This window comes from Lacrimispora amygdalina (genome assembly GCF_900205965.1).
GTDB lineage: Bacteria > Bacillota > Clostridia > Lachnospirales > Lachnospiraceae > Lacrimispora > Lacrimispora amygdalina_A.
Genome location: NZ_OAOF01000009.1, coordinates 34,889 through 48,172, shown reverse-complemented (window position 1 = coordinate 48,172; position 13,284 = coordinate 34,889). Strand labels below are relative to the sequence as shown.

The window sequence follows — 13,284 nt, the reverse complement described above, 5'->3', positions numbered from 1 at the left end:
CCGTATGTTCAAAGATTTATCGGACTTAATCATGAAAACAGAGACCATAGACCATATCGGCAAGATTGAGAATATTGTTGGCATGTCTATGGAAGCTTCCGGTGGAAAGGCCAGCATTGGAGATATTGCTTATATTTACAATGAGGACAGAAAAGAACAGATTCCAGTGGAAGTGGTTGGATTCAAAGATGATAAGATTCAGCTTATGGCCTATGAGAACATGAGTGGAATAGCTGCAGGCAGCTTTGTAAGAAATACAAGAAGGCGTTTGAAGATACCTGTAGGAGATTTTTTAAGAGGCCGGATTATTGATGCCAAGGGAGAGCCCATGGATGGAAAGGGACCTTTTGAAAACCCCAGATATTATTATGTGGAGAATCCCTATATTAATCCTATGACCCGCCCGCCTATTTCAGATACATTGGAATTCGGCGTCAAGGCTATTGATGGTATGAATACCATCGGTAAAGGGCAGCGTATCGGTATCTTTGCAGGCAGCGGTGTTGGAAAAAGTACATTGCTTGGAATGATAGCCAGGAATGTGAAAGCCGATATTAACGTTGTTGCACTGGTGGGAGAGCGTGGACGGGAGGTAAGAGAGTTTATTGAAAAGGATTTAGGTCCGGAAGGAATGAAACGCTCGGTTTTAATTGTTGCCACTTCAGACCAGCCTGCCATGCTTCGCATGAAATGTCCGCTTGTTGCTACTACGATTGCAGAGTACTTTAAAAACCAGGGAAAAGATGTGCTCCTTATGATGGACTCCCTGACCCGTTTCGCCATGGCACAAAGAGAGATCGGTCTTGCCATTGGAGAGCCGCCTGTAGCCAGAGGGTACACCCCTTCCATTTATGCGGAATTTCCAAAACTTCTGGAAAGAAGCGGTAATTTTAAAGAAGGATCCATTACCGGAATCTACACCGTTCTGGTAGAGGGTGATGACACCAATGAACCCATTGCCGATACGGTACGGGGTATTGTAGACGGTCATATCGTACTGAGCAGAAAACTGGCCAATGCCAACCATTTTCCGGCAATTGATGTAAGCGCCAGTATATCTCGTCTTATGACTAACATTGTATCGGATGAGCACAGAAAGATGGCTTCCGAAATCAGAGACATTTTAAGCCTTTATGAAAAAAATGAAGATTTAATTTCCATTGGTGCGTACAAATCGGGGACTAATCCCAAATTGGATGTTGCCATTGCCAAGATAGAAAAGATCAACCAGTTTTTGTGTCAGGGGATCGATGAGAATGACAGCTATGAAGAAACGCTTGAGAAAATGAGATTAATTTTAAAGTAAACTTTGTGAAAGAAGGCTGAAGATGAAAAAATTCAATTTCCCTCTTGATACCGTTCTAAATTATAAGGATCAGGTACTGGAAAATCTCAAAACGGAACATGCACAAATTCTTGCGGGGATAGCACAGCAGGAAAAGCGGATCGAAGAGCTGATGGAGAAGAGCCGTCTCGCGACTGTGAGGTACAGAGAAGATACCTTGTGTGGAGTAACTGTTAATATTATGAGAGAATATGAGCGCTATATCACTTTCGTTCAGCAGAGAATTGTTTCGGAACAGGGTGTCCTTCTGAAAATGAAGAAAAAAGAGGAACAAAAGCGTACAGAAGTGATTGAGGCGAAAAAAGAAAAGGCGTCCATTGATAAATTAAAAGAGAAGAAGATGGACCAATACAACAAGGACATGCTAAAAAGTGAAGAACTGTTTATCGAGGAATTTGTTTCCAATACCATGTCAGTTCGCAGCAGCAGGTAGTCCTGCCGGATTCATATACGGCAGTTACCATATAATCAATGCCTTAAGGCAGAACAGAGAAAGGGGGGAAAACAATGGAGATGAAAACAAACAGTGTGGATCTTTTAATCAGGCAGATGCCAAAGCCCCGGAAGACGGAAGAAACATCAGGAAGTGACAGATCCGGATTCAAGAAGATGTTGAGAGAAAAAGATTTAAGAAAAGACACTGGAAGCAAAGACAAGAGAGATTTAAATAAGGAACTGGAAACAGCAGCATCAAGTACAGGGGTACCCCAGGCACCACAGGATCAAAAGTCTGATGCAGCAGAATCTAAGGATCAGCAGGAAAAAGATGCAATGATCCAGAGCCTGAAATCGTTAAACGGTCAGATGCCAGATGTATTGAAGTCAAAGGAAGATGCTGCTGATGCAAAAGCAATGGATTCTTTTCAGCTGCTTAAGGAGTTTCGCCTTAAGAACTGGAACCCGAAAGATGATAGTACTCTGATTCAGGAAAAGTTAGACTTCAATACATTAAATAGTCAGATGCCCAAAAAGTCTGTACCTGATTCCCAATTAGGGTTGGAGGTTCAAGGCAATCTTCTTGCTCTTCCAAAAGATGGAGAAAAGAAGGAAGTGAAGGGACCTGGAGAAGCTCTTATGAAAATGAGCGAACAGAAAGGACCTGGATCAAAGGAGTTACTTTCTGAGAAGGGACCAGGAGTATTGACAGCAAAAAAGGGAATATATGCAGATGGTCCTGGATACCGGTTAAGAACAGATGAGAAAGACAATCTGACAGACGAAGATGCCGCACAGGAAAAATTCCCTGGTATGCTTCAGGATAAGCTGATCGAGCCGGGACATATGTCTGAAATGAGTACTCATAAAACCCAGTCTGCTGATGTTACCTTACCGGTTCAGAATCTGGAAGAGCTGAATGCAAAACTTTCGGAACAAATTATGTCACAGATTAAGACAGACCAAAAGAGCCTGGAAGTTCAGCTGGAGCCTCATAACCTGGGAAAAATCCTCATTAAGGTTGCTTATGAAAAGGATCAGATGAGTGTATCCGTTGTCTGTACGGAGAGCAAAACCTTAAAACTGCTGTCTCAGTCAGCCGGAGAGTTAGGCAACATTCTGGAGAACAACCTGGAGCGTCCGGTCCATGTAATCGTAGATAAACATCAGGCGGATTACTTAGATAACGGACAGGAACAACAGGGGAATGGAAGAGAGCAGCAAGAGCATCGGCAAAATCATTCCGATGATGTTGGTGATGACTTTATCCAGAAACTGAGACTTGGTATTTCAGACCCGGATTCTGATGATATGAATGAGTGATTTACGATAAGGAGATAAAAATGGCTAGTACGGATGCAATAGGCGGCGCTGGAAATCTGTTATATAACTCAGCTGCAACTGATACGGATTCTAATGTAAAAACGAAAAAAAACAGCGAAGTATCTATAGAAGGTTTTTTTAAACTTCTGGCTGCACAGCTTGAGAACCAGGATATGTCCAGCCCAATGGATAACTCTGAGATGATGACTCAGATGACTCAGATTGCCATGATGCAGGCAATGGATAATTTCTCCACATCAATGGATGACTTTGCCCAGGTTAATACAATCAATTATGGTACATCCATGATGGGAAAGACAGTATTAATCGGATCATTAGACAAGAATGGTAATATGGAAAAACATAATGGTACGGTAACCCGTGTTGATATTTATAATGGTATTCCAACTCTTTATCTGGATGATGATACGAAGACTGGTTATCCTGTGTCTGGAGTAATGTCAGTTTATGAGAAGGGACATGCTCCGGCTGATGGTACTAAGGGAACCGAGGATAAGCCTGGTGACGGAGATGGTACTAAGGGAACCGAGGATAAGCCTAGTGGCGGAGATGGTACTAAGGGAACTGAGGATAAGCCTAGTGGTGGAGATGGTACTAAGGGAACCGAGGATTAGCCTGCGGACACAGTTCCTTCTGACAGTACAGAGGGTAAAACTACTGTTTAAACAGATGATATGGTTGGTGATTGAGAATGATAGGAAAAATAAATCAGTATGAAGATGTCCGGCAGTTAAAACTGCGGAGTGCGGCTACAGTATCAGAATGTGGCAGCAGCTTCAGTGATGTTCTTAACAACCGGATCGGAGAAGAAAAACTTCATTTTTCCAAGCATGCCACAGAACGTGTGAATCAAAGAGGGATTAATGTCACTCCTTCATTTCTGGATGATTTACAGTCTGCAGTGGAAAAAGCTCGTTTAAAAGGTGCGAAAGATGTTGTTATTATCAGTGAGCGAGGGGCATTTATTGTCAATGTACCCAATAACACAGTGGTAACAACGATGTCAGGAAATGAAATGAAAGAAAATATTTTTACCAATATTGACAGTGCCGTTTTATTATAGCCGGACCATTTATGGAGGCGCAGCCTGTATGTCTGACTGACATCAGGTGACGGCAGTTTCGAAAGAGAAAGGATAAAATTTATGGTTAGATCAATGTTCGCTGGTGTTGCAGGTCTAAGAGCACATCAGGCAAAGATGGATGTTATCGGTAATAATATAGCAAACGTAAATACATGGGGCTACAAGGCAGGAAGCATGTCTTTTAAAGATGCAATGTATCAGAATAGCAGTTCCGGATCCGGTGGAAATACGGAAGCTGGTGGAGTTGGTGCGGTGAATGCCAACCAGGTTGGATACGGTGTTACAACAGGTGCGATTACATATGATTTTTCTAAAGGAAGTATGGCACCTTCCGCAAATGGTCTGGATTGTATGATAGATGGAACTGGATTCTTTATAGTGGGGCCTATGTTAGATTCACCTCTTTCTTTGAGCGGTGAAGATGCAGTAAAATCAAGTGGTCTTTATTTATCAAGAGTTGGTAAGTTTAAGGTAGATCCAAATGGTTATCTGACTGATGACAGCGGTAACTATGTATATGGCTTTAGCTATAATCAGGATGATAATACATATGATACTGCAACATTAACACCGTTAAAATTACCATCGAAAGCGGATTTGGCGAGTTCTGCAAGTAAACAGAATGGTGAAAATGTAGCGAAAGCTTTAAAGGCTTTAAACGATGCTAAAAATGCATATAACACACAGAATTCCGCTTACGTTGCGGCTAAAGATGCGTATATAGCCGCTCAGAAAGATTATGATAATATATCTACTACAGCAGGAATTGATACTCAGAAAACTATAGTTACAGATAAAAAGAAAGTAATGGATGATGCCTATGCTGCATGGCAAAGTGATCTTACAAATGCAACTAAAAGGGATGACTATTATACGGCATCAAATGATTACGAGAAGGCGAATTATGATTTAATTCGATTACAAGCTCAGTTACAGGCGCCTAAAGCTTTAGCTGGATTTACACCAGCTTCTGTACTTGACACTTATTACACAGATTATCTAACTGCATTAACTAACTTCAGGCAGGCAGATAAAGTTGCAGATCCAGCGGATTATGAGACTAAGAAAGGTGATTTGGACACAGCGAAAGCAACATGGGAGAACGCTCAGAACAAACTCTCAGAGCTGGAAGATGATTCCCCCCTAAGTATACGTGATGCAGCTAAAATTTCAGTTGATACACAAAAGGCAAAGCTTTCCGCAGCATCTGTTGCTGTTGATAAGGCGCAGGCATCATTAGATGCAGCTCAGAAAACAGCATCTAATTCAGAAAAGGATAATTCCAAAGCAGATGATTCACTGGGCGAATTCTCCAGCTACAAGATCCAGCAGGATGGAACAATTGTGGGTACATCTGCTGATGGCATAACAATGGTAATTGGAAAAATAGCTCTTGGAAGTGTTCCGAACTTAGGGGGTCTTGAAAAAGATTCCGGTTATTATTACAAACCAGGTGCCAGTGCTGGAAATGTAAGTGTATATGAGGCCGGAGGTACGGAAGGCCGTATCATGGGAAATTACCTGGAGATGGCAAAGGTAGACCTCGCCACAGAAATGACAGATATGATTACCACCCAGAGAGGTTTCCAGGCGAACTCCAAAATCATCACTGTTACCGATCAGATGCTGGAAGAACTGGTTAATATGAAACGATAATTAGTTTTATTGTAATCCGGGGAGGCATGACTCCGCCTCCCCGGCATTAAGGAGAGGTATTATATGATTCGTCTTACAAGACTGAATGATGAGGAATTCGTTATAAACTGCGGACAGATTGAGCGGGTGGAGACCATACCGGAATCCAATGTTATCCTGGTAAGCGGGAAGCATTATGTGGTAAAGGAAAGTGTTGAGGAGATTATAGACCGGGTAATTGAGTACAATGCCCGAATCTATGCCCGCGGGAAGAATATGAAAGATTAATCCGGGACATGCCTGGACGGTTGGAGGTTATTCATGGACATATCGTTGATTGTAGGCTGGGTAGTTGGTTTTGCTCTGATAATAAATGGAATTGGCTTGGCTAAGCTGGGTAATTTTATTGATATTAACAGTGTGATTATTGTAATAGGAGGCACAATTGCTGCACTGGTAGCAAGCTTCCCGTTTAAAACGTTAGCGCAGATTCCTAAGCACATTGCAATCATGCTCAATCCAAAAAGATACGATGCTGAAAAAGTTATTGATACTATGGTTGACATGGCAAAAACAGCCAGAAAAAAGGGATTACTGGTTCTGGAGGAACAGGCCAACGGCATTAAAGATCCCTTCTTAAAACAGAGTATTATGCTGATCGTAGATGCGATGGATGCGGAAAAAATAAGAGAGATGTTAGAAAGTGAAGTTTCAGCCATGTCAGAGCGTCATGATCAGGACGTCAGCTTGTATGAAAAAGGAAGCGCACTGGCACCTGCATTCGGTATGATTGGTACCCTGGTGGGACTTGTAAACATGCTGAAAGGTATGAATATGGATGGCAACGGATCCAGCAGTATAGGAGCGGATATGTCAGTCGCCCTGATTACCACGTTCTACGGCAGTGTTTTATCAAACCTGGTTTTTGTCCCTATGGCAAAAAAACTTCGCCTTAGAAATGATGAGGAACTTTTGTACAAGCAGATTATCATTGAAGGAGTTTTATCGATCCAGGCAGGAGATAATCCCAAATACCTGGAGGAAAAGCTTTTATCTTACCTTTCTCAGGCACAGCAGAATAAGATCTTAAAGAAACGGTCAGGCGGAGGCAGCACAAGCAGTGATGCAACCTGATGATGCAATAAATATTCCAGCAGTAATTTTTATAGGGAAACAGGTGGTGAACGATGAAGAAAAATAAAAAGCCGGAAGAGCTTGGAAGCTGGATGGATACATATGGAGACATGGTTACATTGTTACTGTGCTTTTTTGTTCTTCTGTATTCAATGTCCTCCATTGACCAGACGAAATGGAAGATTCTGGTCCAGAGTTTTAACCCCAGTGCTGTTCAGTCATCAGATCAGATTGTGTTGGATGCCAATGCCTCGGAAAATAACAGTGACTTGCAGGGAAATCCTCCGGCTGACAGCGGAGAGACGACAGATTTTGATGATTTGTATCTGATGCTTAAAAAAATAGTGGAAGATCGAAATATGCAGGATAATGTCGAAATTACAAGGGGAGATGGCTTCACATTTATCTCATTTCGTGATAAAGTATTTTTTGACGGAGACAGTTCGGTTTTAAGGCAGGAAGGCAAAGATATTCTGGGTGAGTTTGCAGTGGTGATGGCACAGGCGAATAACAGTATTAAGGAAGTTCAGGTACTTGGACATACCTCTCAGGGCAGTCCGGAAAGACCGAATAATATCCGGAATGACCGAATGCTGTCTGCGCAGCGGTCCGCAGAGGTTATTATCTATCTGCAGAGTAAGAACGCTGTTTCACCGGAAAAACTGGTAGGAATGAGTTTTGGACAGTTCCGACCTATTGCACCATTTAATACAAATGAAGGACGTGCAAAAAACCGCCGTGTGGAGATCCTAATAACTAAAAATGATACGGTTGAAAAGTCCCTGGAGGAATATTACAATCAGGTGTATCACAACGATCAGACTGATGCGGGCAATTAAATAAAAAGCGGGAGTGAAACAAATGGCTGAAGTATTATCCCAAAGTCAAATCGATGCGCTTCTCAATTCCCTGAGCGGAAATGACGAGCCTATTGAAGAGATAGAGAAAAAGGAAAATGAAGCAAAATACCGGAAATATGATTTTTACAGTCCGAAGAAATTTACCAAGGACAGACTGAAAATTTTAAAAAGTATATTCGACAATTATTCCAGAATAGCAGGCTCCCAGATCAGCAGTTTATTTCGGACCACCAGCGAATTGTCCGTAGTTACAGTGGAAGAGCAACGGTATTATGAGTTTGGCAATGCACTTAGCGATAATGACGTTCTTACAGTTGTCAACGTAACGCTGCCTAATAACAGTAAAAACCCTCCGCTCCTTATTAATGCAAGTATGACGCTGATGCTCAATTTAATTGACCGCATGCTTGGAGGCATAGGGGATGATATAAATATTGACGGATCCTATACATATACGGAAATTGAGATAGCGTTGTACCACAGAGTCATTCAATATATCATCGGTGCTTTAAGGGATTCCTGGTCCAGCTACATTAACTTAAACTTTGAACTGACCAGACTGGAAGAGAATCCAAGTATGTTTCAGGAAATTGGTGTGGATGAAACCATCGTTATAGTAGTGATGGATGTAGAAATGAAGGAGTGTTCAGGAAGACTGAATGTATGCATTCCCGGCTCCCTTCTTATGAATATATTTGACATTATGGATAAGCGCAAACACAGCGCCCTGGGTGAAGAGGCAAACAGCCAGGATAACAAGAGAGAGATTATGCAGAGTATTAAATCCTCTGACTTACTTGTCCAGGCCCAGCTGGGTGATACCATAATTTCACTTGATGATGTATACAATCTTCATGTTGGAGATGTAATCAATTTAAATACGCCCAAAGACTCTGATGTCAAGCTTTATGTAGAAGGTCAGCCATGGTTTAAAGGCCAGCTGGGTGTTCATAAGCGGAATGTGGCTGTTAAAATTGATGATATGGCTGAGAATGGAAATTACCAGACCAGTGAAAGCTGAGTCAGGGATTACATAAAGAATTATAGGATAATAAAGGAGATGTAGAAAATGGCAAAAATATTATTGGTAGATGATGCGGCATTTATGAGAATGATGATCAAGGACACGCTGACAAAGAACGGATATACCGATCTGTATGAAGCAGCTGACGGCGCTCAGGCTGTTCAGATGTTTACAGAGATAAACCCAGATCTGATCATCATGGATATTACCATGCCCAATATGGATGGACTGGAAGCATTAAAAGCTATAAAGGCAAAAGATCCCAACGCAGTTGTGGTTATGTGTTCAGCAATGGGACAGGAAAGCATGGTAATTGAAGCGATTAAATCAGGAGCAAAGGATTTTATTGTTAAGCCATTTAAACCAGACAGAATCTTAAAGACAGTAACTGGCATTATCGGTTAAGCTGATTCATTGAGGAGGGTACATATGTCGTTTTTAAGCTCGATGAATATCAGTGCGTCTGCTATGACTGCGCAGCGTCTCAGACTTGATATTGCATCACAAAATATCGCCAATATCGATACCACCAAAACGGCTTCCGGTGACCCGTACCGCAGAAGAATGGTGGTTCTCGAAGCGCAGAATGAAAACAATTTCCGCAGAACTCTAATGAATGCAGCAGGAAAAAGCCGCCAGCAGAGTGTGGGCGGAGTCAGGGTATCTCAGATCGTGGAAGATACCAGTCCTTTAAAATCCGTTTATGATCCGGAACATCCGGATGCAGATGAGAACGGCTATGTCCAGATGCCAAATGTGGATCTGATAAAGGAAACGGTGGACAGCATGTCTGCAACCAGGTCCTATGAAGCCAATATAACCGCATTTAATGCCATAAAAATGATGGCTTCCAAGGCATTGGAGATTGGGAAATAAGGGAAAATATGGCATAGAGGGCTAAATGAGTATAAAGGGAGAAAAGTTGTATGGATTCGAAGAATTTTAGCGCATTTGAGATTGATGCCATAGGTGAAATACTAAACATAAGCCTGGGAGCCTCAGCCACTGCAGTATCTACCATGCTCAATGCCAGAGTCGATATTACCACACCTGTAGTAAGGGTATTGACGAAAAGTGAGTTTGAGATATCAAACCTGGAACCGGCAGTGGGGGTGGAGATTACTTACATTGCGGGTCTTAGCGGAAGCAATATTATGCTCTTAAAAAAGCATGATGTTAAGGTTATTGTAGATATGCTGATGGGAACGGAAACCCCGGAAGAGGATTTTGAATTAAATGAATTAAATATCAGTGCAATCTGTGAAGTAATGAATCAGATGATGGGCGCTTCTGCGACAGCTCTAAGTGAATTTTTAAGCAAAACGGTTAATATCTCAACTCCGACTTCATTTGAGATTGAAGACGTGGGCGATTTTAAAGAAAAATATTACCATGATGAAGATTTAATGGTTGTAGTTGGCTTTAATTTAAAGATAGCGGATCAGATGGCCAGTGAATTTATTAATGTGATGCCGCCTGCTCTTGCGAAAGAGCTTGTGGCAGGTTTCTTTCCTCAGGAAAGCGGTGAACCGGTAGAAGAAACGATACCGGAGGCGGCACCAGAACCTGATTCTTCTCCGGCACCGTCAGGCGGTCTTTTATCTCAGGAAGAAATTGAAAAGCTGCTGGCCGGAAGTTCAGAACCCGATCCCCAGCCTCAGCCGGAACTTAAACCGGAACCTAAGACACCGCCGAAACAGGAGTCCGCAGGAGGAATCTTGTCTCAGGAGGAAATAGAGATGCTTTTAAACGGAAGTATGGCTGCGGATACTGCGCCAGCACCTGAACCGGCGCCAGCACCTGCACCACAGCCGGCAGTAACTGCACCTAAAACAGCAGGACAGATGGAAAATACAGACAATTCTGCGATTCAGCAGATGATGAACCAGATGCAGATGCAGCAGCAAATGATTAACCAGATGCAGCAGATGATTCTGCAGATGCAGAATTCTCAGATGAATATACCGAAGAAGGATGCTCCGGAACCTAAAACCATCAATGTGAAACCAGTGCCTCAGAATATTCTGACAGAAGGCCAGTTAAGCTTTGAGGAGCAGGAAGAAAACCGGGAGCTGATTATGGGAGTACCGCTGGAGGTATCTGTTGAAATCGGCAGAACCAGAAAGCTGGTAAAGGAAATACTGGAATTTACCAAAGGTTCTCTTGTCATATTGGATAAACTGGCTGGAGAGCAGGTCGATCTGTATGTAAACGGCAGATGTATTGCAAAAGGTGATGTAGTAGTTGTTGATGATAATTTTGGTATTCGTGTTACGGAGATAATCAAAAAGAACATAGAATAGAGAGGAAGTGCCTGTAGATGAACAGTGTGATCAGTCTGGTGTCGGTACTGATTGTTACCATTCTTATTCTGTACCTGAGTTATATTTTTACGAAAAGTATTGGAAAAGGGATGGGCTTAAAACGCGGGGGGAATTATATGCAGATGCTGGACAGGCTTCCCCTTGGGCAGGATAAGGCGATTGCGGTTGTTCGTGCAGGCAGTCATTATTTTCTGATTGGTATTGCTTCTTCACAGATTACAGTTCTGGCAGAACTGACGGAGGAGGATATTCAAAATAGCCTGAATATCCCAAATCCTCAAAACAGAGAGGGATACCCTGATTTCATCAGCATACTGAAAAAATATACAGATAAAAACCGGAAAGACAGTTAGGAGGAGCAGAATGAATACAGATGCCTTAGTTAACATAAATGGAGGCAGGGTGCCTACCCTGGAACTTTTCCTCATTCTGACCATCATATCACTGATGCCTTCTATTCTGGTTATGATGACTTCCTTCACCAGAATCATCATTATCCTTTCTTTCACAAGGAATGCCCTTGGGGTTCAGCAGACGCCGCCTAATATTGTCCTGGTTGGGATTGCGTTGTTTTTAACGCTGTTCATCATGGATCCGGTTATAAAGGACATCAATACACAGGCTTACCAGCCTTACATAAAAGAAGAGATAAACCAGTCTGAAGCTCTCAAACGGGCACAGATACCCATGAAGCGTTTTATGCTGAAGCAGACTGAAACAAATACGCTGAATTTATTTATTGATTTATCCAATACAGAGAAAATGGAAAATATTGAAGATCTGCCAATGACAGTCATTATACCATCATTTATGACATCGGAATTAAAACGGGCGTTTACAGCAGGCTTTATGATATTTCTGCCATTTATGCTGGTGGATATTATTGTTTCCAGTACACTGATGTCTATGGGTATGGTAATGCTGCCTCCTGCCATGATATCACTCCCGTTTAAGCTGCTTTTGTTTGTTACTGTGAATGGCTGGGAGTTACTATTTACAAACCTGGTTAAGAGCTTTCACTAAGAACAGGAGGAATTTTTATGACAGACGTTGCACTCAGCAGTCTGATGTATGAAATGTTCGGAGCAGCCGTTAAACTGGCTGGACCAATACTGGTGGTCAGTATGATCGTTGGTATTCTTATTTCTATTTTGCAGGCGGCGACCCAGATACATGAACAGACCATTACTTTTGTACCAAAGCTTCTTGTTATTGGACTTATACTTTTGATGATGGGCAGTAATATGTTGAAAACACTCAGCGATTTTACAATACGTATATTCAACACCATGCTGGGGTAAGTTCGACAGATGAAAGGAAGAATTAAATGCCGGATATAGAACAGACGATGCTTTTTTCTCTGATTCTCATGAGGATGTCAGGTTTTATACTTCTGAATCCCATTTTAGGAAGACGGAATATACCCGGTTATGTAAAGGGCGGTATGGTTATGGTACTCACCCTCCTGCTGTATTCGTTTTCTTCCGCACAGGTACCGGAGCCAGTTACCTCAATTGAATATGCTGTACTTCTTATTAAGGAATTTGCTATGGGGTACGTAATCGGTTTTGTTGTGGAACTGTTTGTTTTGGTTATTACATATGCTGGTGCTGTTATGGATTTTCAGATGGGACTTTCCATGTCTACTGTATTTGATCCGCAAAGCAATGCACAGGTTGCTTTAACAGGCAGTATTTTTCATGCCTACTTCATATTGTTGTTTTTTGCTGTAGATGGCCATCTTGCTTTATTTAAGCTTCTGATACAATCGTCGGAACTTGTACCATACGGGCAGGTTGTGATTGGGGCAAAAGTTGCATGGGCAATTCTTGGAGTATTTACCCAGTGCATTGTTATGGCACTAAAATTTGCTTTCCCAATCATAGCAATTGAGTTTATAACAGAAATTGCAGTAGGGATTCTGATGAAGGTTATCCCACAGATCAATGTATTTGTAGTTAACATTCAGGCTAAAGTTTTTATTGGTTTATTGATGCTGATTTTCCTGTTTTCTCCGATGTCGGATTATGTAGGGGTTATTATCAGTCAGATGCTTCTGGCAGTCGAAAATATGATCAGGATTTTATAGTGCAAAGGAT

17 protein-coding genes are annotated in these 13,284 nt (G+C 41.9%); all 17 read left to right on the top strand.

The annotated features are described in order from the left end of the window. Positions 1–4 precede the first annotated feature (4 nt). Complete coding sequence (gene fliI, locus CRO04_RS13435) at positions 5–1,306, top strand: flagellar protein export ATPase FliI (RefSeq protein ID WP_097004770.1); 1,302 nt, start codon at positions 5–7, stop codon at positions 1,304–1,306. Between the two features lie 22 nt (positions 1,307–1,328). Beyond that, positions 1,329–1,778: a flagellar export protein FliJ gene (gene fliJ / locus CRO04_RS13430; RefSeq protein ID WP_097004769.1), complete on the top strand. Its 450-nt coding sequence runs from the start codon at positions 1,329–1,331 to the stop codon at positions 1,776–1,778. Positions 1,779–1,852: 74 nt separating this feature from the next. Beyond that, positions 1,853–3,103 carry a flagellar hook-length control protein FliK gene (locus tag CRO04_RS13425; RefSeq protein WP_097004768.1) on the top strand — a complete coding sequence of 417 codons (1,251 nt, stop codon included), beginning with the start codon at positions 1,853–1,855 and terminating at the stop codon, positions 3,101–3,103. A gap of 20 nt (positions 3,104–3,123) precedes the next feature. Then, entirely contained in the window at positions 3,124–3,738 is a 615-nt protein-coding gene (locus tag CRO04_RS13420; protein WP_097004767.1) for a flagellar hook assembly protein FlgD, read from the top strand. Between the two features lie 77 nt (positions 3,739–3,815). After that, entirely contained in the window at positions 3,816–4,187 is a 372-nt protein-coding gene (locus CRO04_RS13415; protein WP_097004766.1) for a TIGR02530 family flagellar biosynthesis protein, read from the top strand. Positions 4,188–4,268: 81 nt separating this feature from the next. Continuing rightward, positions 4,269–5,864 carry a flagellar hook-basal body complex protein gene (locus CRO04_RS13410; protein WP_097004765.1) on the top strand — a complete coding sequence of 532 codons (1,596 nt, stop codon included), beginning with the start codon at positions 4,269–4,271 and terminating at the stop codon, positions 5,862–5,864. Positions 5,865–5,927: 63 nt separating this feature from the next. Next, positions 5,928–6,131 carry a flagellar FlbD family protein gene (locus CRO04_RS13405; protein ID WP_097004764.1) on the top strand — a complete coding sequence of 68 codons (204 nt, stop codon included), beginning with the start codon at positions 5,928–5,930 and terminating at the stop codon, positions 6,129–6,131. 33 nt (positions 6,132–6,164) lie between these two features. Then, the gene (locus tag CRO04_RS13400) at positions 6,165–6,977 is read left to right on the top strand and encodes a motility protein A (RefSeq protein ID WP_097004763.1); all 813 of its coding nucleotides are present in this window, start codon (positions 6,165–6,167) and stop codon (positions 6,975–6,977) included. 53 nt (positions 6,978–7,030) lie between these two features. Continuing rightward, positions 7,031–7,816: an OmpA/MotB family protein gene (locus CRO04_RS13395; RefSeq protein WP_097004762.1), complete on the top strand. Its 786-nt coding sequence runs from the start codon at positions 7,031–7,033 to the stop codon at positions 7,814–7,816. Positions 7,817–7,838: 22 nt separating this feature from the next. Then, complete coding sequence (locus CRO04_RS13390; RefSeq protein WP_097004761.1) at positions 7,839–8,858, top strand: flagellar motor switch protein FliM; 1,020 nt, start codon at positions 7,839–7,841, stop codon at positions 8,856–8,858. 48 nt (positions 8,859–8,906) lie between these two features. Continuing rightward, entirely contained in the window at positions 8,907–9,266 is a 360-nt protein-coding gene (locus tag CRO04_RS13385; protein ID WP_097004760.1) for a response regulator, read from the top strand. 24 nt (positions 9,267–9,290) lie between these two features. Further along, complete coding sequence (flgC, locus tag CRO04_RS13380; RefSeq protein WP_097004759.1) at positions 9,291–9,737, top strand: flagellar basal body rod protein FlgC; 447 nt, start codon at positions 9,291–9,293, stop codon at positions 9,735–9,737. 50 nt (positions 9,738–9,787) lie between these two features. Then, positions 9,788–11,164, top strand: coding sequence for a flagellar motor switch protein FliN (fliN, locus tag CRO04_RS13375; protein WP_097004758.1), 1,377 nt, complete (start codon positions 9,788–9,790; stop codon positions 11,162–11,164). A 17-nt stretch (positions 11,165–11,181) separates the two neighbouring features. After that, positions 11,182–11,538: a flagellar biosynthetic protein FliO gene (locus CRO04_RS13370; RefSeq protein WP_097004757.1), complete on the top strand. Its 357-nt coding sequence runs from the start codon at positions 11,182–11,184 to the stop codon at positions 11,536–11,538. A 10-nt stretch (positions 11,539–11,548) separates the two neighbouring features. Further along, positions 11,549–12,208, top strand: coding sequence for a flagellar type III secretion system pore protein FliP (gene fliP, locus CRO04_RS13365; RefSeq protein ID WP_097004756.1), 660 nt, complete (start codon positions 11,549–11,551; stop codon positions 12,206–12,208). Between the two features lie 17 nt (positions 12,209–12,225). Further along, a complete protein-coding gene (locus CRO04_RS13360; RefSeq protein ID WP_097004755.1) occupies positions 12,226–12,486 on the top strand; it encodes a flagellar biosynthetic protein FliQ in 261 nt (86 codons plus the stop codon). Positions 12,487–12,512: 26 nt separating this feature from the next. After that, positions 12,513–13,274, top strand: a complete 762-nt coding sequence (fliR, locus tag CRO04_RS13355; protein WP_097004754.1) for a flagellar biosynthetic protein FliR — start codon at positions 12,513–12,515, stop codon at positions 13,272–13,274. Positions 13,275–13,284 lie beyond the last annotated feature (10 nt).

What these genes read in the sequence shown, in the direction of transcription:
- fliR (WP_097004754.1), top strand. Translation starts at nt 12,513, where the DNA reads ATGCCGGATATAGAACAGACGATGCTTTTTTCTCTGATTCTCATGAGG.
- CRO04_RS13370 (WP_097004757.1), top strand. Translation starts at nt 11,182, where the DNA reads ATGAACAGTGTGATCAGTCTGGTGTCGGTACTGATTGTTACCATTCTT.
- CRO04_RS13395 (WP_097004762.1), top strand. Translation starts at nt 7,031, where the DNA reads ATGAAGAAAAATAAAAAGCCGGAAGAGCTTGGAAGCTGGATGGATACA.
- CRO04_RS13420 (WP_097004767.1), top strand. Translation starts at nt 3,124, where the DNA reads ATGGCTAGTACGGATGCAATAGGCGGCGCTGGAAATCTGTTATATAAC.
- fliI (WP_097004770.1), top strand. Translation starts at nt 5, where the DNA reads ATGTTCAAAGATTTATCGGACTTAATCATGAAAACAGAGACCATAGAC.
- fliP (WP_097004756.1), top strand. Translation starts at nt 11,549, where the DNA reads ATGAATACAGATGCCTTAGTTAACATAAATGGAGGCAGGGTGCCTACC.
- fliJ (WP_097004769.1), top strand. Translation starts at nt 1,329, where the DNA reads ATGAAAAAATTCAATTTCCCTCTTGATACCGTTCTAAATTATAAGGAT.
- CRO04_RS13385 (WP_097004760.1), top strand. Translation starts at nt 8,907, where the DNA reads ATGGCAAAAATATTATTGGTAGATGATGCGGCATTTATGAGAATGATG.
- CRO04_RS13400 (WP_097004763.1), top strand. Translation starts at nt 6,165, where the DNA reads ATGGACATATCGTTGATTGTAGGCTGGGTAGTTGGTTTTGCTCTGATA.
- fliN (WP_097004758.1), top strand. Translation starts at nt 9,788, where the DNA reads ATGGATTCGAAGAATTTTAGCGCATTTGAGATTGATGCCATAGGTGAA.
- CRO04_RS13405 (WP_097004764.1), top strand. Translation starts at nt 5,928, where the DNA reads ATGATTCGTCTTACAAGACTGAATGATGAGGAATTCGTTATAAACTGC.
- CRO04_RS13410 (WP_097004765.1), top strand. Translation starts at nt 4,269, where the DNA reads ATGGTTAGATCAATGTTCGCTGGTGTTGCAGGTCTAAGAGCACATCAG.
- CRO04_RS13425 (WP_097004768.1), top strand. Translation starts at nt 1,853, where the DNA reads ATGGAGATGAAAACAAACAGTGTGGATCTTTTAATCAGGCAGATGCCA.
- CRO04_RS13390 (WP_097004761.1), top strand. Translation starts at nt 7,839, where the DNA reads ATGGCTGAAGTATTATCCCAAAGTCAAATCGATGCGCTTCTCAATTCC.
- CRO04_RS13415 (WP_097004766.1), top strand. Translation starts at nt 3,816, where the DNA reads ATGATAGGAAAAATAAATCAGTATGAAGATGTCCGGCAGTTAAAACTG.
- CRO04_RS13360 (WP_097004755.1), top strand. Translation starts at nt 12,226, where the DNA reads ATGACAGACGTTGCACTCAGCAGTCTGATGTATGAAATGTTCGGAGCA.
- flgC (WP_097004759.1), top strand. Translation starts at nt 9,291, where the DNA reads ATGTCGTTTTTAAGCTCGATGAATATCAGTGCGTCTGCTATGACTGCG.